A 17,755-nucleotide genomic window follows, 5' to 3' on the forward strand; every position below is an offset into this window, starting at 1 on the left:
CCGCCGCACTTCGAGAGGAAGCACCATGTCCGATCGCAACGATGATCTCTTCTCCGCCGCCCGCGCGGTGATCCCCGGCGGCGTGAACTCTCCCGTCCGCGCCTACGGGTCGGTCGGGGGCACGCCGCGCTTCCTCGCCTCCGCGCAGGGTGCGACGGTGACGGATGCCGCGGGCACGACGTACATCGACCTCGTGGCCTCGTGGGGCCCGGCGCTGCTCGGTCACGCGCATCCGGAGGTCGTCCAGGCGGTGCAGGAGGCCGCGACCCGCGGCCTGTCGTTCGGCGCGCCCACCGAGGGCGAGGTCGAGCTCGCGGCACTGATCGCCGACCGCGTGCGGTTCGGCGAGATCCGTCCGATCGAGCGCGTGCGCCTGGTGTCGACGGGCACCGAAGCGACCATGACGGCGATCCGCCTGGCCCGCGGCGCGACCGGTCGCGACCTGCTCGTGAAGTTCGCCGGTCACTACCACGGCCACTCCGACGGGCTGCTCGCCGCGGCGGGCTCGGGCGTCGCGACGCTCGCGCTGCCGGGTTCCGCGGGCGTGCCCGCGCCGATCGCCGCGCAGACGCTCGTGATCGACTACAACGACCCCGAGGCGCTGGCGGCGGTGTTCGCCGAGCACGGCCCGCGCATCGCGGCCGTCATCGTCGAGGCATCCGCGGCGAACATGGGCGTCGTCGCCCCGCTCCCCGGGTTCAACCGCCTCATCGCCGACACGGCCCACGCGCACGGCGCGCTGATGATCCTCGACGAGGTGCTCACCGGGTTCCGCGTGCACCCGGCCGGGTTCTGGGGCCTGCAGGCCGCGGAGGGCGAGGACTACCTCCCCGACATCGTCACCTTCGGCAAGGTCGTCGGCGGGGGGATGCCGCTGGCCGCCCTCGGCGGACGGGCCGATGTGATGGACCTCCTGGCGCCGCTGGGGCCGGTCTACCAGGCGGGCACGCTCTCCGGGAACCCGCTCTCGGTCGCCGCGGGCCTCGCCACCCTGCGCCTCGCGACGCCCGAGGTCTACGCGACCATCGACGCGGCGGCCGACCGGCTCTCGCGTGCGCTCGACGCGGCGCTCACGGATGCCGGTGTCGAGCACGCGGTGGCGAAGGCGGGAAACCTCTTCAACGCCTCGTTCCGCCCCTCCGCCCCGCGCGATTACGCCGAGGCCCAGGCGCAGCAGTCGTTCCGCTACGCGCCGTTCTTCCACTCGCTGCGGGAGCAGGGGATCGCCCTGCCGCCGAGCGTGTTCGAGGCGTGGTTCCTCACGGCCGCCCACGGCGACGAAGAACTGCTGCGCATCGAGGCGGCGCTGCCCCTCGCCGCCGCCGCCGCGGCATCCGCTCGTCCCTGAGTGAGCGCATTCCCACAACGGATCGTTGTGTTCCTGTGAGCAAGATCCAGACAACTGGGAGGATGCCGCTGGCAGACTGGGTGTCATGGTGACGTTGCTGTTGGATCAGACGCAACTCGAGATCGTGCTCTCGCCGCTGGAACGCGCCGCGAGCTTCCACCGCGACAACCTCCGCATCGTGCGCGAGACGATCACCAAGGTGCAGCTCACCGATGACGCCTGGACCTGGCTGCGCGGCGTGCCCAACCCCGGCACCCACATCCCCGGCATCCTCGCCGCCGGCACGTGGAAGGCGGCGGGCAGCACCGACTTCGTGCTCATCCGCAAGCGCCGGCCGAGCGTCGTGATCGATCTCACGGGCGACGAACAGTACCGCCGTCTCATCCTGACCACCCGGCACGGCCTCGCCCTGACGCAGGCCCTGCGGCTCGAGGTCTCCGAAGAGCCGGCCGACGTCGAGGAGATCGTCTCGACCGGCTCGATCCCCACGACCAAGCAACCCCGGCGCCCGGTGATCCGGCCGCGGCCCGCCTGAGCCACCGCGCTCGCAGACCACAGCGAAACGCCCTCCGCGACCATCGGGTCGGGAGGGCGTCTCGCTGTGCGGATCGATCAGTCGCGGGGGCGGTACTCGCCGTGCTCGTGGTGCTGGTCGCCGTCGCCGCTCTGGTCGTAGTGGTCGGCGTTGGCGAGCTCGTCGTCGGTCGCCGTGAGCGGGATCTCCGGGATGATCTCGATCACGGTCGTGCGGGGGGCGCCATCTGCGGGAGCGTCGTCGGATGCTTCGTCGTCGGATGCTTCGTTGTCGGATGCTTCGTTGTCGGATGCTTCGTTGTCGGATGCTTCGTCGGTCGGGGTCTCGTCGGTCGCCGTGTCGGCTTCCGCCTGCGTGTCGGCTTCGTGCTCGGAGCGCGCGGCATCGTCCGTCTCGCTGCCCTCCGACTCGGAGGGCGCCTCGCCGAGGGGGTAGTCCTTCGGCTCGTCCTCGAAGTAGGCGCGCGCGGCGTCGGCGAGCATCGAGCTCACCGCGGCCGAGCGCGGGTCGGCGTCCTCGTCGGCGGCCGCCTCGTCGCTGTCGGAGGATCCATCCGACGACGCATCGGATGCACCGTCGGTCGGGCCCAGGTCGTCGAACACCTCGACCCCGGCCTCCTCGCCGATCGGAACACCCGCGGCTTCACCGTCGATGGCGTGGGCGGGAGCTTCGGCATTCGGGAACGAGGTGGCCTCCTCCTCGGCGGCGTCGCCGTTTCCGAAGAGGATGTCGTCGAACGAGGGGAGCCCTGCGGCCGACACCGGGCCCGGTGCGACCTGCGCGGCATCCGCATCGGTGGCCGTACCGTCTGCAGGCGTCTCGTCCGCAGGCGTCTCGTCGTCGGATCCAGCGGTGTCGGATCCCGCGTCGTCGGATGCAGCGGCGCCGTCGACGGAGACGCCGACCGCTCCCTCGGCATCCGCTTCGTCCGCGACGACGTCGCCGTCGTTCACGATCGCGGCTCCTGCTCCGGAGGCGACCACTGCCGCCGCGACGGGACCGCCGGGCACGGCTGCGGCGGCGTCGGCGGCGATCGCGGAGGCGGTCATCGCCGCCGTGTCGTCCGTCGTGACCTGATCCTCGGCGTCGGCCGGAGCGGTCGCGTGCACGGGCTCCTCGACGGGAGCCGCCGGCGCGGCGGCGGGAGCGACGAGCTGCGTCGCGAGGAGGCCGGCGTGCGGCTCGAGCCGGCCGCCACGGGTCAGCTGGATGAAGACGTCTTCGAGCGTCGGACCGCGCTGCACGAGAGTGGTGAGGGCGATCCCGGCATCAGCGGCGACCGCTCCGACCCGGCGCGCGTCGGTGCCGCGCACCGTGAGCCCGGAGCGGAGGATCTCGATGTCGAACCCGGCGGCGGCGAGGGCGGCGGTGAGCGCGGCACGATCGGCCGCGTCGACGATGACGGCACCGGCCGAGGGATCGGCGAGCTCCTCGATGCCGCTCGCGAGCACGAGCCGGCCCTTCGAGAGCACGAGCACGTTGTCGGCCACCTGCTCGACCTCGCTGAGCACGTGCGACGAGACCAGCACGGTGCGGCCCTCGTCGGCGAGACGGCGCATGAGCAGGCGCATCCAGCGGATGCCTTCCGGGTCGAGCCCGTTGGCCGGTTCGTCGAACACGAGAGCCCCGGGGTCGCCGAGCAGAGCGTGCGCGACGCTCAGACGCTGACGCATGCCGAGCGAGAATCCGCCGATGCGGGCGTCGCCCTCGTTCTCGAGCCCGACCAGGGAGAGCACCTCGGCGACGCGACCGAGCGGGATGTCGTTGGCCTTGGCCGCGATCGTGAGCTGACGGTTCGCGGTGCGGCGCGGACGGTAGACGGTCTCCTCGAGCACCGAACCGATCACCCGCAGCGGCTGACGCAGCTCGGCGTACGACTGGCCGCCGATCGTCGCGGTGCCGGATGTCGGGCGCACCTGGCCCAGCAGCATCCGCAGCGTCGTCGTCTTGCCGGCCCCGTTGGGGCCGAGGAACGCGGTGACCGCACCCGGCTCGATCCGAGCAGAGAAGTCGGAAACGGCGGTCACCTCATTGAAGCGCTTCGTCACGCCCGTGAATTCGAGAACCTGTCCGTCGGTCATGCGCGACCTCTCCTTGCTTGGTCAATTCCCCCTATCCTGCCGGAAAACCGTCCGGATCGCGTATTTCCTGTGGATTGCGAGCCCTCGCGGCGACCGGGGTAGCCTGGCTCCCGTGACCGAGACCTCTGCCTCCGACCGCGTCCTCGTCCGCACGGAAGGCGCTCTCGGGCGGCTCACGCTGCAGCGTCCCGAGGCGATCAACGCCCTCGACCTGGGCATGGTGCAGGCGCTCACCGCGGCGCTCGACGCCTGGCGCACCGACACCGACGTGCAGATCGTGCTGCTCGACGGTGCGGGCGACCGCGGCTTCTGCGCCGGGGGAGACGTGCGCGCCCTGCACGCGCAGATCGTGTCGGGGCATCCCGAGTCCACCGCCGAGTTCTTCCGCGCGGAGTACGCGCTCAACGCCATGATCGCCGAGTATCCGAAGCCGATCGTCGCCTTCGCCGACGGCATCACGATGGGCGGCGGCATCGGGCTCGCGGGGCACGCGGCGATCCGCATCGTGACCGAGCGCTCGAAGCTCGCGATGCCCGAGACGCGCATCGGCTTCACTCCCGACGTCGGCGGCACCTGGCTGCTCGGCCGTGCGCCGGGTCGCCTCGGCGAGTACCTCGCTCTGACCGGCGGTTCGTTGAACGGGGCGGATGCCATCGCCCTCGGTTTCGCGGACTACTACGTGCCCTCCGCCAATCTCGACGCCCTGCGCGAGGCCCTCGCGTTTCGCGCCGACCCGACCGGGCCGAGCGAGATCGTGCTGCTGTTCGACGAGACGCCGGAGCCCTCGGAGCTGTCGCCGTCGCCGGAGTGGATCGACGAGGCCTTCTCCGCCGACACGGTCGTCGAGATCGTCGAGCGGTTGCAGGCGCAGGGCACGACGGATGCCACGGCCACGGCCGACCTGCTCGAGGGGCTCGCGCCGACGGGGTTGGTCGTCACGCTCGACGCCGTGCGCGAGGCGCGGGCGGCCTCCGGGCTGCGCGAGGCGCTCGAGGGCGAGTACCGGCGGGTGCTGTGGTTCGTGCACGAGCATCCGGATCTCGTCGAGGGCATCCGGGCTCAGCTGGTCGACAAGGACCGCAACCCGAAGTGGCAGCCCGCCTCGCTCGCCGAGCTGGGGACGGATGCCGGGGCGGATGCCCGTGCGTACGTGCCGGAGACGCCGCTGTTCTGAGTGCCAGCCCGGCTGTCGATGGGTTCGCTGTGAGCGAAGGTTCCGAACTCGGCGGTACGAATGTCGGAGCTTCGTGTCACGCTTTGTTGTGGCCGATCCCGGTCGGCACCTTCCCCCACGCCTGAGTCCACAGCTTCACCTCTCAGAAAGTCCGCCTGTGCTGGGTAAAATTCTCATTCGGTATCTGTCCCGCTACAAGTGGTTGCTCGTCGCCGTCCTGGTCTTCCAGTTCGCGAGCGCGATCGCCACCCTCTATCTCCCGCGTCTCAACGAAGACATCATCAACAGAGGCGTCGCACAGTCCGACACCGCCTACATCTGGCGCACCGGTCTGCTCATGCTGGCGGTCTCGCTCGGTCAGATCATCGCGTCGATCATCGCCACGTACTTCGCCGCCCGCGCGTCGATGGGTGCCGGCCGCGACATCCGCGCCGACGTGTTCAGCAAGGTGAGCGGATTCTCCGAGCGAGAGGTGTCGCAGTTCGGCGCCGGCTCGCTCATCACGCGCAACACCAACGACGTTCAGCAGGTGCAGATGCTGGCGATGATGGGTGCCACCATGCTCGTCACCGCACCGCTGCTGGCGATCGGCGGCATCATCTTCGCGGTGCAGACCAACATCGGCCTGAGCTGGCTCATCGCCGTCTCAGTCCCCCTCCTGCTGATCGTCGCCGGACTCGTCGTCAGCCGCATGGTCCCCTTGTTCCGCAGCTACCAGGGCAAGCTCGACACCGTGAACCGCGTCATGCGCGAGCAGCTCACCGGCGTGCGCGTCGTGCGCGCGTTCGTGCGCGAGCGCATCGAGGAGGAGCGCTTCCGCGGCGCGAACACCGACATCATGGTCGTCGGGCGCAAGGTGGGTTCGCTGTTCGTGCTGCTGTTCCCGCTCTTCATGCTCATCCTCAACGTCACGGTCGTCGCGGTCGTCTGGTTCGGCGGCGTCGAGGTCAACAGCGGCACGGTGCAGGTCGGCACGATCTTCGCCTTCATGCAGTACATCGGACAGATCATGGGCGGCGTCATCATGGCCAGCTTCATGGCGATCATGATCCCGCGCGCCGCGGTCTCGGCCGAGCGCATCGGCGAGGTGCTCGACACGACGTCGAGCATGGAGCGTCCGGCGAACGGCGTCACCTCGTTCCCGACTCCGGGTTCCGTGGCGTTCGACGACGTCGAGTTCACCTACCCCGGAGCCGACGCCCCCGTGCTCTCCGGCATCAGCTTCGCCGCGGAGCCCGGTGAGACCGTCGCGATAGTCGGATCGACCGGTGCCGGCAAGACCACGCTGGTCTCGCTGATCCCGCGCCTCTTCGACGTCTCGGGCGGAGCCGTCTTCGTCGGAGGAGCCGACGTCCGCACCGCCGATGTCGAATCGCTCTGGGCGACGATCGGACTCGTTCCCCAGCGCCCGTTCCTCTTCACCGGCACGGTCGCGTCGAACCTCCGCTACGGCCGTGAGGACGCCACCGACGACGAGCTCTGGCACGCGCTCGAGATCGCGCAGGGCCGTGATTTCGTCGAGGAGATGCCGCAGGGGCTCGAATCGCGGATCACCCAGGGCGGGACCAACGTCTCGGGCGGTCAGCGCCAGCGCTTGGCGATCGCTCGCGCGATCGTGCGTCAGCCGCAGATCCTCGTCTTCGACGATTCGTTCTCGGCGCTCGACCTCACCACCGACGCCCGTCTGCGACAGGCGCTGTGGAGGGAGCTTCCCCACGTGACCAAGGTCGTCGTCGCGCAGCGCGTCTCGTCGATCACCGATGCCGATCGCATCGTCGTGCTCGAGGGCGGGACCATGGTCGGCGTCGGAACGCACGAAGAACTCCTCGAGACGAGCACGACGTACCGAGAGATCGTCGAGTCGCAGCTGGGGGTGGACGCATGAGCGAGCAGAACTCCTCACGTACCCGTCGCGGTCGCGGAGCCAAGAGCGCGACCGCGGGCACCGCGGCCGTCGTCGAGCCCGAACTGACCGACGAGGAGAAGTACGAGGCCGAGCTGGCCGAGAAGGCGAGGCAGGACGGCGGCGGCTGGGACAGCGTCGCGCCCGGCAAGGCCGACAACTTCGGCAAGAGCTTCAGCCGCATGATCGGCCTGCTCAAGCCCTCGGCGGTCTGGTTCGTGATCGTGTCGATCCTCGGCGCCATCGGCGTCGTGCTCACGGTGGCGGCTCCGAAGGTGCTCGGCGAGGCGACCAACCTCATCTACAAGGGCTTCATCTCGGTGCAGCTCGGGCAGGCGAACGGCGACTTCCCCGGATTCCCCGCGGGTACCTCGCAGGACGACGTCGTCGACGCGTTGCGGCAGGGCGGCCAGACCGACTTCGCCAACCAGGTCGCCGCGCTCGGTGACTTCCAGGTCGGTGACGGCGTCGACTTCGACGCCCTCCGGTGGGTCATCGCCGCCGTCCTCGCGATCTACGTGGTCGCGGCGTTCCTGAGCTGGATCCAGGGCTACGTCATCAACGTCATCATGGTGCGCACCATGTGGCGTCTGCGCGAATCGGTCGAGGCGAAGATCAACCGACTGCCGCTGTCGTACTTCGACAAGGTGCAGCGCGGTGACCTGATCTCCCGCGTCACCAATGACATCGACAACATCACGCAGACCATGCAGCAGTCGCTGTCGGGCGCGATCACCGCGGTGCTCACGGTCGTGGGCGTGCTCGTGCTCATGTTCTCGATCTCGTGGCAGCTGGCGCTCGTCGCGCTGGTGGCGCTTCCGCTCATGGGAGTGATCTTCGGCGTCATCGGTCCGCGTTCGCAGAAGGCCTTCGGCACGCAGTGGCGCAAGGTCGGACGGCTGAACGCCCGCGTCGAGGAGGCCTTCTCGGGCCACGCGCTGGTCAAGGTCTTCGGCCGCGAGCAGGACGCCCTCGACAAGTTCAAGGACGAGAACGAGGAGCTCTTCCAGGCCGCGTTCAAGGCGCAGTTCCTGTCGGGCATCATCATGCCGGCGATGACCTTCGTCGGCAGCCTCACCTACGTGGGTATCGCGGTGCTCGGCGGCCTCATGGTCGCGAACGGCCAGCTGCGTCTCGGCGACGTGCAGGCGTTCATCCAGTACTCGCAGCAGTTCACGCAGCCGCTGTCGGAGCTGGGCGGAATGGCGGCGGTCGTGCAATCGGGAACCGCCTCGGCCGAGCGCGTGTTCGAGCTGCTCGACACCGAGGAGCAGGAGGCCGATGACGTCGACGCTCCCGCGCTCGACGAGGGCAAGGGCGTCGTCGAGTTCGAGAACGTCGCGTTCTCGTACACGCCCGAGCGTCCGCTCATCACGGATCTCTCCTTCCGGGTCGAGCCGGGGCAGACGGTGGCGATCGTCGGTCCGACCGGCGCGGGTAAGACCACGCTCGTCAACCTGATCATGCGGTTCTACGAGCTGAACGGAGGGCGCATCCTGCTCGACGGTCAGGACATCTCGGAGGTCACGCGCGACGAGCTGCGTTCCCGCACCGGCATGGTGCTGCAGGACCCCTGGCTGTTCGCGGGCAGCATCCGCGAGAACATCCGATACGGACGTTCCACCGCGACCGATGACGAGGTGCTCGAGGCCGCGAAGGCGACGTACGTCGATCGCTTCGTGCACGCGTTGCCCGAGGGGTACGACACCGTGCTCGACGAGGACGCGTCGAATGTCTCGGCGGGTGAGCGGCAGCTGATCACGATCGCCCGGGCGTTCGTCGCCCAGCCGTCGATCCTGATCCTCGATGAGGCCACGTCGGCCGTCGACACCCGCACCGAGCTGCTCCTGCAGAACGCGATGGCGGCGCTCCGCGAGGGGCGCACGTCGTTCGTGATCGCTCACCGCCTGTCGACGATCCGCGATGCCGACCTCATCCTCGTGATGGAGCACGGCGACATCGTCGAGAAGGGCACGCACGACGAACTCATCGCCGCCCAGGGCGCCTACTGGCGCCTGTACCAGTCGCAGTTCGAGCAGGCGGCGACCGACATCGACGCCGAGGCGGCACTCACCGGCTCGACGCCGACCGTCATCACGGGCGACGCCGACGACGTGGATGCCGCCGAGGCCGCAGCAGCGGATGCCGTCACCGGCGCATCGGTCGGAGCCCAGCAGCCCGCCGCCGAAGCTGCCGCGGCGCAGGCCGTGATCGAGCACCCGTCTCCCGAGGGGGACACCCGCCACGGCTGACCCGCCGCGGCTGACCCGCCGCAGCACCCGGGCTCACGCCCACCCGAAGCGCCCCGACCCGCAACCGCGGGCCGGGGCGCTTCGCGTGCGGCGCCGTCGCCCCGACAACCCGCCGCCGCGGCATCCGTCCGATCCGGCTCATCTGCACGGAGCGCGCACGTCTGCACGGCGATCCCGGGGGTCTCGCCGTGCGGACGTGATCCGTCCGTGCAGGCGTGATGGCGCGGCACCACGTGCAGGGAGAAAAGACATCTGCAGGGAGGTTCAGCGGGATTCTCCCTGCACGTGTCGTTCTTCCCTGCGGATGAGCGGGCGGCAGAGGGCGACAGGCGTGCGAGGAGGCAATCTGAACGTGAGGGGTCACAACACGCCTCACGGGCGCGCGCGATCACGGCGTGTTGTGACCCCTCACGGAGTCAGGAACCCCGGCTCTACTCCGAGTCGAGGCCGAACAGGTTCATCGGATGCGTGAGGCGCCACCAGATGCTGGGGCCCTCGACGTCGTCGTCGAGCACGAGTTCCGTCGTGGTCGCGTCGATCGGGCCGGCCGTGCTCAGCGAGCCCACGGCGTCGCCGTCCTCCCGCGCATCCCCGAGCGAGAAGCTCGTCGAGGTCGTCGCCGCGGCACCGTTCCAGAGCAGCACGTCGGCGTCGGCATCCGTCACGATGTCGACCTCCGCGCCCCACTCGGTGCGCACCTGACCCACGACCGTGCCGGCCGGAACGGCGGGTTCCTGGGCGAGGAGCGCCGCTTCGACCTCGGCGAACAGCGAGCGCGTGGCCGCGAGCCGCTGGGCATCGTCGTCCTGATTCAGCACCGCCGCGTAGAGCTGCACGGTGCTGTCGCCCACGGTCACGTTCTTCGCCGTGAGCAGGTTCCACCCGACCAGCGTGCCGGTCTTGATGCCGACGACACCGGGGTCGGCCAGCATGCCGTTCGTGTTGGTCACGAGGCCCGCACCGGGCAGCTCGACGGCCGGGGTGCCGACGATCTCCGCGAACACCGGGTTCTTCATCGCGAGCTCGCCCAGGCGCACCAGGGCATCGGGTGTCGCGACGTTGCCGATGTCGAAGCCCGACGGCGTGACGACCGTGATGTCGCTGAGACCGCGCTCGCTCAGCCAGATCTCCGCGGCGGCCGCGAACTCGCTGTTCGACCCCCAGATCTCCCGCGCGAGGCGGTCGATGTAGTTGTTCGCCGACCCGAGCAGCGTGCCCTGCAGCATCTGGTACTCGGTGAGCACTCCGCCGACCGGCACATCGAGCGACGACTGATCCGACATCCGATACGACCAGTACGACTGGCTGTCGGCACGGGTGAACGAGAACTCGGGACCCTGCTCGCCGAGGGCCAGGGGCATCCGGTCGAGCACCATGAGCGAACTGACCACCTTGGTGATGCTCGCGATGCTCGCCGGATCCACCGAGGATGCCGTCGAGCCGATGCCGCCCACGCCGACGGCTGCACTGCCGACGCCGGGCCACGCCACGGCGGCCGGGGGAGCGGCGACGGTGGTGAACTCGACAGAATGAACGGTCGGGGCGACCTCGTGCAGCGGCCAGAGGATGGTCGTGCCGGCGTATGCGCCGACGAGACCGAGAACCATGCCGATCGGCACGAGCACGCGGGCGCTCGCGATCGCCGGGCGCAGTCGGGCCCCGCGCATGATCGCGACGGCGGGATCCTCGACGTACGGCTCGTCGTAGGTGCGCGCCGCGGAACCTGCGGCGACGGCGGCGGTGTCGATCCAAGTCAGGGCCGTGGCCGGGCGCTTCTCATCTGCCCATGCGGCCTCGGGGATCTCGCTCTCGTTCGCCTCCGGAGTATCGGATGCCTCGGCACCGGATGCCTCGACACCGGCGGCCTCGGCACCGGCAGCCTCGACGTCAGTACCTTCAGGACCAGCCTCCTCGACGCCGGCAGCCTTCGCCTCGTCCGGATCCGCCACGGCGGGCACGGATGCCGTCGCAGGCGGCTCGAGTTCGCCCGGGGCGTCGGTCGCAGCCGCGCCGGAATCGGGCACGGCGGCGGTGGCGGCGTCGGTGGGATGAGCGGCGGTCACTCGATTACGGTACCCAATCCCCGGGCTGATCTGCGGCGATGCGTCACGGGCGGGCGCGGGTGTCGGCGCGCGGGTATGCTGGTCAGCACAACCACGGGAGTCCGGCGAGCCGGGCTGAGAGGGAGCGAATCGCGCTTCGACCGTCGAACCTGATCTGGGTCATGCCAGCGCAGGGAGGAGTTCAGATGAGTACGTCCACGCCCGAATCCGCCGCGAAGAACACCGGCGAAACGGCACCCAACCCGGCATCCGGATCCAACCCGGCATCCGCCGCGAAGCTGGCATCCGCGAAGAGCGCACCCACCACGATCTGGCGTTGGCGCGTCGTCGACATCGTGGTCGCCAGCGTGCTCGGCGTCGCCGCCGGGCTGATCTTCCTCGCGTGGAACGTCGGCTACCTCGGCCCGAAGGCGCTCCTCGAGCCGCTGCTCCCGGGCCTGCAGGGGCTGCTCGACGGACCGTGGCTGTTCGCCGGTGTGCTCGGCGGCCTCATCATCCGCAAGGCGGGCGCCGCGATCTACGTCGAGTTGCTCGCCGCGGTCGTGTCGGCCCTGATCGGCAACCAGTGGGGCGGGTTCCTGACGCTCGAGGCCGGGCTCGTGCAAGGCCTCGGCGCCGAGCTGATCTTCCTGCTGTTCTTCTACCGTCGCTGGTCGCTGCCCGTCGCGATCCTCGCCGGAGCGGGCGCGGCCCTCGCCGGCGGTATCAACAACCTCATCCTCTGGTACGCGGGGTCGGGCACCGAGTTCACGGTGATCTATCTGATCAGCACGGTCGTGTCGGGCGCGGTGATCGCCGGGGCCCTGTCGTGGGTGCTGGCGCGCGGCATCGCGGCCACGGGAGCGCTCGATCGCTTCGGCTCGGGCCGTGAGGCGCGCGTCCGCGTCTGATGACGATCGATCAGGCCGGCCCCGCGACGGTCGAGGCGACCGCGTGGGGCTGGCGTCATGCCAGCCGTCTGGCCTGGGCGCTGCAGGACGTCTCGTTCCGGATCGAGCCGGGGGAGCGCGTGCTGGTGCTCGGCGCGTCCGGTGCCGGCAAGTCGACGCTGCTGCAGGGACTCGCCGGGGTGCTCGGCGGCGACGAGGAGGGCGAAGCCCAGGGCTCGCTCCTCGTCGACGGCATCCCCGCAGCGTCCACGCGCGGGCGCACGGGGCTCGTGCTCCAGGATCCCGACTCGCAGGTGATCCTCGCCCGGGTCGGTGACGACGTCGCCTTCGGGTGCGAGAACCTCGGCATCCCGCGCGCCGCGATCTGGCCGCGCGTGACGCAGGCGCTCGACGCGGTCGGCCTCGACGTGCCGCTCGATCGACCGACCAAGGCGCTGTCGGGCGGGCAGAAGCAGCGGCTCGCGCTCGCCGGCATCCTCGCGATGCGGCCGGGGCTCGTGCTGCTCGACGAGCCGACGGCCAACCTCGATCCCGAGGGCGTGGTCGAGGTGCGCGACGCGGTCGAGCGGATGCTGCAGGCGCACCCCGCGACGCTGATCGTCGTCGAGCACCGCCTCGACGTATGGCTGCCGCTGATCACGCGGGTGATCGTGGTCGGGCAGGGCGGGGTCGTGGCCGACGGACCGCCCGCGCACGTACTCGGCGTCGAGGGCGCCCGGCTCGCGGCCGACGGGGTGTGGGTGCCGGGGTTCGTTCCGGATGCTCCGCCCGCTCCGCTGTCGGCGTCCGGCGAGGTGCTGATCTCGGCCCGCGATCTCGCCGTCGCCCGCGTGAAGGGGAAGCCCGTGGCGACCGGCATCGACCTCGACGTGCGGGCAGGACAGGCGCTCGCGATCACCGGGCCGAACGGTGCCGGCAAGTCGACCCTCGGGCTCACGCTCGCGGGACTCCTGCCGCCTGCGGGCGGTGCGGTCGCGGCATCCGCGGCCCTGGCCGCCGGTATCGGATCGACGCCGATCGACTGGGCCTCGCGCGATCTGCTCACCCGTATCGGGATGGTCTTCCAGGAGCCCGAGCATCAGTTGCTGGCGAAAACCGTGCAGGACGAGCTCGCGGTCGGCCCGCGCGCTCTCGGCATGCCCGAAGACGAGATCGCCGCACGCAGCGAGGAGCTGCTGCACCGGCTGCGCCTCGACCGGCTCGCGCGCGCCAACCCCTACACGCTGTCGGGCGGCGAGAAACGTCGGCTGACGGTCGCCGCCGCCCTCGCGACCCGGCCCCGGGTGCTCGTGCTCGACGAGCCGACCTTCGGACAGGACGCCCGTACCTGGGCCGAACTCGTCGCGATGCTCGCCGCCCTGCGCGACGAGGGCACCGCGATCGTGACGATCACGCACGACCTCGACGTCGCCCGCGCGCTCCACGCCGAACGCTACGAGCTGGGCGGCATCCGATGACCGTGCTCGACACCACCGCCCGCACCGGACGCATCGCCGGCATCAACCCTGTCGCCAAGCTCGGGGTGAGCGCGCTGATCGCGATCCCGCTGATCCTCACGCTCGATCCGGTGTCGGCTTCCGTCGCCCTCGTGCTCGAGTGCGTGCTGTTCTTCTTCGCCGGCATCGGCTGGCGCGAGTTCTGGCTGCGCACCTGGCCGGTCTGGCTCGCGGCGCCCCTCACCGCCGTCACGATCGCGCTCTACGGCGAGACGAGCGGCACGATCTACGTCGAGTGGTTCGTGCTGCGCATCAGCGACGGGTCGCTCGCGCTCGCTCTCGCGACCTTCCTGCGCGTGCTCGCCATCGCGCTGCCGTCGGTGGTGCTGTTCATCACGGTCGACCCCACCGACCTCGCCGACGGACTCGCTCAGGTGCTGAAGCTGCCCGCCCGGTTCGTGCTGGGCGCGCTCGCCGGGTTGCGCATGATCGGGCTGTTCCTCGATGACTGGCGGGCGCTCGAACTCGCGCGCCGGGCCCGCGGAGTCGCCGATCGGGGACGCATCCGCCGGTTCTTCGGCATGGCGTTCGCCCTGCTCGTGCTCTCGATCCGCAGGGGCGCGAAGCTCGCCACCGCCATGGAGGCCCGCGGCTTCGGAGCCCCCGGTCGGCGCACGTGGGCGCGCGAGTCGCGGTTCGGGGCGGCCGAATGGATGCTGCTCGCGGTCGGTCTCACGATCTCCGGGGTGGCCGTGGCCGCCGCGATCGCGACCGGCGCGTGGAACTTCATCCTCGGGCCGAGCTCCTAGCCGTCGCTCAGGTCTCGTTCCAGAGCCGCATGTAGAACTCGAGCCGCTCGTCGTCGCGTTCGACGCCGTACGCCTCGAGCAGCGGGTCCTCCCAGCCGGGGCCGAAGTTCCATCCGGTGCTCATGGCCGCGGCGGCGAGGTCGGCCCACCGGTCGGCGAGACCGAGGGCGGCGAGATCGACGTGGGCGGCGGGCTCACCTGTGGCGTCGAGGAGTGTGTTGGGCATGCAGGCATCGCCGTGGCACACGACCAGGCGGTCGATCGGCGGGGCCTCGTGCAGCTCGGGCGGCACGACGACCCCGCGCTCGGCGGCGTTCGAGACACGCCAGTGCACGCTCCACTCCCACGGGCAGTCGGCGACGGGGAGGGTGTCGTGCAGCATCCGCAGGGCGCGACCGACGGCGGGTACTGCGATCTCAGCCTTGCCATCCCAGCGCGGATCGACGGCGCTGAACGCATCGATCGCGCGGGTGACGAGCCACTCGTGCGCGTCGTCCTCGCCCTGGGCGAGCACCTCGGGCACCCTGATCCAGCGGCGGGCCCAGCGCATCCGCTCGGCCTCATCGTGCATGTTCGCCTCGTCGTCGAGCGGACCCCACTTGATGTAACGCCCGTCGTCGGTGCGGAACGTGAGGCCCCCGATGCCGTTGCGCCACACCGGGGTCACGGCTGCGCGGCCGGCGAGGTCGCGCACGCGCGCGGGGATCTCGATGTGGGCGTCGGGGATGCTCATCCCTCCAGTCTGCCGTGCCGACCCCGTAGGCTCGCTGACACACGGCCTTACCCCCGGGGATCGTGGTGACACCAAGAACCACGTAGGCTGAAACTCAGTCGCACGACGACGTTCGAAGGAGAACACCATGCAGATCAGTGGACAGGGCGCGCTCATCACCGGAGGCGCCTCGGGTCTGGGCCTCGCCACCGCACGTCGGCTCGCCGCCGACGGCGCCCACGTCACGATCATCGACCTCTCGACGTCGAAGGGCGCCGAGATCGCCGACGAACTCGGCGGACTCTTCGTGCCCGCCGACGTCACCAGCGTCGACGAGGTGCAGGATGCCGTCGCCCAGGCGCAGGCCGTCGCCCCGCTGCGCGTCGTGGTCAACTGCGCCGGCATCGCGCCGCCCGCGAAGGTGCTCGACCGAGACGGCAACCCGGCCGTGCTCGCCGACTTCGAGCGCATCGTGCGCATCAACCTCGTCGGCACGTTCAACGTGCTGTCGCAGGCATCCGCCGTCATCGTGAAGAACCCCGTCGACAGCGACACCGACACCCGTGGCGTCATCGTCAACACCGCCAGCGTCGCCGCCTTCGATGGCCAGATCGGCCAGCCCGCGTACGCCGCGTCGAAGGGCGGTGTGCACGCGATGGCCCTGCCGGTCGCCCGCGAGCTCGCCCGCTACGGCATCCGCGTGGTCACCATCGCCCCCGGAATCATGGAGACCCCCATGCTCATGGGGTTGCCGCAGGCCGCGCAGGAATCCCTCGGCCAGCAGGTGCCGCACCCCTCACGGCTCGGGCGCCCCGACGAGTACGCCGCCCTCGTGCAGCACATCGTCGAGAACGACTACCTCAACGGCGAGACGATCCGCCTCGACGGCGCGATCCGCATGGCGCCGAAGTAACCCGCCCGCACCGGCATCCGACCCAGAAGGAGACCCATGTCACTCGCAGGAAAGACCATCCTGATGTCCGGCGGCAGCCGCGGGATCGGACTCGCGATCGCGCTGCGCGCCGCAGCCGACGGCGCGAACATCGCCATGCTCGCGAAGACCGACACCCCGCATCCCAAGCTCGAGGGGACGATCCACACGGCGGCCGAGCAGATCCGCGCGGCCGGCGGGCAGGCGCTCGCGATCGTCGGCGACGTGCGTGACGACTCCGACATCACCGAGGCCGTGATGAAGACGCAGGGCGAGTTCGGCGGCATCGACATCGTCGTCAACAACGCCAGCGTCATCGACCTCTCGCGGTCGCTCGACCTCGATCCCAAGAAGTACGACCTGATGCAGGACGTCAACGTGCGCGGCACGTTCATGCTGTCGCGCGCGGCCGTGCCGATGCTGAAGGATGCCGAGAACCCGCACATCCTGTCGCTCTCCCCGCCGCTCAACCCCACGCCGAAGTGGCTCGGTGCGCACACCGGTTACACGCTCGCGAAGTTCGGGATGACGATGGCGACGCTGGGTCTCGCGGCGGAGTTCGCGCGTGACGGCATCGCCGCGAACACGCTCTGGCCGCGTACGACCATCGCGACCGCGGCGGTGCAGAACCTGCTCGGCGGCGACAAGGTCATGGCCGCGAGTCGCACCCCCGACATCTACGCGGATGCCGCGTACCAGGTGCTCCTGCAGCCCGCCGGGTCGTACACGGGGCAGACGCTCATCGTCGAGGACGTGCTCGAGGCTGCAGGGGTGACCGACTTCTCGGGCTACGCCGCGATCCCGGGCACTCCCGACGCGGCGCTGTTCCCCGACATCTTCCTCGACTGAGCCGGGACGTCGCGGGAGCTCAGAAGAGCAGGTACACCGCGCCGAGCACCGTGAGCACGATGACGATGCGGTCGAAGAGTCGCTGATCGAGCCTCTTCGCGACGGCGAGCCCGATGAGCGCGCCGATGACGACGAGCGGGGCGAGCGCGGCATCCATCAGCAGCACCTGCCCCTCGAAGAGTCCGAGTCCCGCGAGGAACGGCACCTTGACGAGGTTGATGATCGCGAAGAACCACGCCGAGGTGCCGAGGAACACCTGCACCGGGGTGCGCGTCGCGAGGAAGTACATCGACATCACCGGGCCGCCGGCGTTCGCGACCATCGTCGTGAATCCGCCGAGCGTGCCGTAGGTGCCGGCGAGCAGTATGCCCCCGCGGGCGGGAGCCACGGCATCCGCCCTGTTCTGCCGCCACCGTCGCCAGAGCGTCACTGCGATCATGACCAGCAGGATGACGCCGATCGCGCGCCGCACGACGCCGTCACCGGTGAGCGCGAGGAACGCGAAGCCGGCCAGGAGTCCCAGCACGACGGCCGGTGCGAGGCGCAGCAGCGTCGGCCAGTGCGCGTGCCGGCGGTAGGCGATGAGCGCGAACACATCGCCGACCATCAGCAGCAGCAGCATGGCCGCGGTCGAGGTGCGCGCCGGCAGCACGGCCGCGAAAAGGGCGATCGCGAGGATGCTGCCGCCCGGAAGCGCCGTCTTCGAGATGCCGATCGTCACCGCGGCGAGGGCCAGCGCGGCCCACGCCCACGGGTCGAGGGCGATCACCGA

The 17,755-nt window shown here is 70.3% G+C and carries 14 protein-coding genes and 1 riboswitch; of the genes, 10 read left to right on the forward strand and 4 right to left on the reverse strand.

The features are described 5' to 3' along the window. Positions 1-25 precede the first annotated feature (25 nt). Together ACI2JZ_RS08885 and ACI2JZ_RS08890 are read left to right on the forward strand one after the other, a co-directional pair. The gene (locus ACI2JZ_RS08885) at positions 26-1,348 is read left to right on the forward strand and encodes a glutamate-1-semialdehyde 2,1-aminomutase (RefSeq protein ID WP_404597252.1); all 1,323 of its coding nucleotides are present in this window, start codon (positions 26-28) and stop codon (positions 1,346-1,348) included. Between the two features lie 85 nt (positions 1,349-1,433). After that, positions 1,434-1,883 carry a hypothetical protein gene (locus ACI2JZ_RS08890; RefSeq protein ID WP_247624416.1) on the forward strand — a complete coding sequence of 150 codons (450 nt, stop codon included), beginning with the start codon at positions 1,434-1,436 and terminating at the stop codon, positions 1,881-1,883. A 77-nt stretch (positions 1,884-1,960) separates the two neighbouring features. Here ACI2JZ_RS08890 and ACI2JZ_RS08895 read toward each other — a convergent pair whose 3' ends face one another. After that, positions 1,961-3,964, reverse strand: coding sequence for an ATP-binding cassette domain-containing protein (locus ACI2JZ_RS08895; protein WP_404597253.1), 2,004 nt, complete (start codon positions 3,962-3,964; stop codon positions 1,961-1,963). Positions 3,965-4,076: 112 nt separating this feature from the next. On the opposite strand from ACI2JZ_RS08895, the gene ACI2JZ_RS08900 reads away from it, so the two are divergent. From ACI2JZ_RS08900 to ACI2JZ_RS08910, 3 genes are all read left to right on the forward strand, one after another. Continuing rightward, positions 4,077-5,138: an enoyl-CoA hydratase/isomerase family protein gene (locus ACI2JZ_RS08900; RefSeq protein WP_404597254.1), complete on the forward strand. Its 1,062-nt coding sequence runs from the start codon at positions 4,077-4,079 to the stop codon at positions 5,136-5,138. Between the two features lie 157 nt (positions 5,139-5,295). Beyond that, positions 5,296-7,023, forward strand: coding sequence for an ABC transporter ATP-binding protein (locus tag ACI2JZ_RS08905; protein WP_404597255.1), 1,728 nt, complete (start codon positions 5,296-5,298; stop codon positions 7,021-7,023). Continuing rightward, positions 7,020-9,293, forward strand: coding sequence for an ABC transporter ATP-binding protein (locus tag ACI2JZ_RS08910; protein WP_404597256.1), 2,274 nt, complete (start codon positions 7,020-7,022; stop codon positions 9,291-9,293). The genes ACI2JZ_RS08905 and ACI2JZ_RS08910 overlap by 4 nt, the downstream gene beginning before the upstream one ends. A 431-nt stretch (positions 9,294-9,724) precedes the next feature. Here ACI2JZ_RS08910 and ACI2JZ_RS08915 read toward each other — a convergent pair whose 3' ends face one another. Next, on the reverse strand, positions 9,725-11,356 hold the full coding sequence (locus ACI2JZ_RS08915; protein ID WP_404597257.1) for a D-alanyl-D-alanine carboxypeptidase family protein: 1,632 nt from the start codon (positions 11,354-11,356) through the stop codon (positions 9,725-9,727). Positions 11,357-11,439: 83 nt separating this feature from the next. Then, positions 11,440-11,551: riboswitch (TPP riboswitch) on the forward strand. On the opposite strand from ACI2JZ_RS08915, the gene ACI2JZ_RS08920 reads away from it, so the two are divergent. The 3 genes from ACI2JZ_RS08920 to ACI2JZ_RS08930 all read left to right on the forward strand — a co-directional run bounded on the left by ACI2JZ_RS08920 (position 11,542) and on the right by ACI2JZ_RS08930 (position 14,491). Further along, entirely contained in the window at positions 11,542-12,246 is a 705-nt protein-coding gene (locus ACI2JZ_RS08920; RefSeq protein WP_404597258.1) for an ECF transporter S component, read from the forward strand. Its footprint overlaps the riboswitch before it by 10 nt. Further along, on the forward strand, positions 12,246-13,703 hold the full coding sequence (locus tag ACI2JZ_RS08925) for an ABC transporter ATP-binding protein (RefSeq protein ID WP_404597259.1): 1,458 nt from the start codon (positions 12,246-12,248) through the stop codon (positions 13,701-13,703). Before ACI2JZ_RS08920 ends, ACI2JZ_RS08925 begins: the two co-directional genes overlap by 1 nt. Beyond that, positions 13,700-14,491, forward strand: coding sequence for an energy-coupling factor transporter transmembrane component T (locus ACI2JZ_RS08930; protein WP_336641645.1), 792 nt, complete (start codon positions 13,700-13,702; stop codon positions 14,489-14,491). Before ACI2JZ_RS08925 ends, ACI2JZ_RS08930 begins: the two co-directional genes overlap by 4 nt. 7 nt (positions 14,492-14,498) lie before the next feature. Here ACI2JZ_RS08930 and ACI2JZ_RS08935 read toward each other — a convergent pair whose 3' ends face one another. Continuing rightward, entirely contained in the window at positions 14,499-15,224 is a 726-nt protein-coding gene (locus ACI2JZ_RS08935; protein ID WP_404597260.1) for a phosphotransferase, read from the reverse strand. 127 nt (positions 15,225-15,351) lie between these two features. Between ACI2JZ_RS08935 and ACI2JZ_RS08940 the strand changes: the two genes are divergently transcribed. Next, positions 15,352-16,116, forward strand: a complete 765-nt coding sequence (locus ACI2JZ_RS08940; protein ID WP_404597261.1) for an SDR family NAD(P)-dependent oxidoreductase — start codon at positions 15,352-15,354, stop codon at positions 16,114-16,116. Between the two features lie 36 nt (positions 16,117-16,152). After that, the gene (locus ACI2JZ_RS08945) at positions 16,153-16,983 is read left to right on the forward strand and encodes an NAD(P)-dependent oxidoreductase (protein WP_247624426.1); all 831 of its coding nucleotides are present in this window, start codon (positions 16,153-16,155) and stop codon (positions 16,981-16,983) included. Positions 16,984-17,002: 19 nt separating this feature from the next. On the opposite strand, the gene ACI2JZ_RS08950 is transcribed toward ACI2JZ_RS08945, so the two are convergent. After that, entirely contained in the window at positions 17,003-17,752 is a 750-nt protein-coding gene (locus tag ACI2JZ_RS08950) for a sulfite exporter TauE/SafE family protein (protein ID WP_404597262.1), read from the reverse strand. Positions 17,753-17,755 lie beyond the last annotated feature (3 nt).

The sequence above is a fragment of the Microbacterium sp. NPDC087868 genome (genome assembly GCF_044900755.1).
Lineage (GTDB): Bacteria > Actinomycetota > Actinomycetes > Actinomycetales > Microbacteriaceae > Microbacterium > Microbacterium galbinum.

Bases quoted from the DNA above. Each gene is read 5' to 3' on its own strand.
- ACI2JZ_RS08885 (WP_404597252.1), top strand. From the start codon at position 26: ATGTCCGATCGCAACGATGATCTCTTCTCCGCCGCCCGCGCGGTGATC.
- ACI2JZ_RS08890 (WP_247624416.1), top strand. From the start codon at position 1,434: ATGGTGACGTTGCTGTTGGATCAGACGCAACTCGAGATCGTGCTCTCG.
- ACI2JZ_RS08895 (WP_404597253.1), bottom strand. From the start codon at position 3,964: ATGACCGACGGACAGGTTCTCGAATTCACGGGCGTGACGAAGCGCTTC.
- ACI2JZ_RS08910 (WP_404597256.1), top strand. From the start codon at position 7,020: ATGAGCGAGCAGAACTCCTCACGTACCCGTCGCGGTCGCGGAGCCAAG.
- ACI2JZ_RS08920 (WP_404597258.1), top strand. From the start codon at position 11,542: ATGAGTACGTCCACGCCCGAATCCGCCGCGAAGAACACCGGCGAAACG.
- ACI2JZ_RS08925 (WP_404597259.1), top strand. From the start codon at position 12,246: ATGACGATCGATCAGGCCGGCCCCGCGACGGTCGAGGCGACCGCGTGG.
- ACI2JZ_RS08930 (WP_336641645.1), top strand. From the start codon at position 13,700: ATGACCGTGCTCGACACCACCGCCCGCACCGGACGCATCGCCGGCATC.
- ACI2JZ_RS08935 (WP_404597260.1), bottom strand. From the start codon at position 15,224: ATGAGCATCCCCGACGCCCACATCGAGATCCCCGCGCGCGTGCGCGAC.
- ACI2JZ_RS08940 (WP_404597261.1), top strand. From the start codon at position 15,352: ATGCAGATCAGTGGACAGGGCGCGCTCATCACCGGAGGCGCCTCGGGT.
- ACI2JZ_RS08945 (WP_247624426.1), top strand. From the start codon at position 16,153: ATGTCACTCGCAGGAAAGACCATCCTGATGTCCGGCGGCAGCCGCGGG.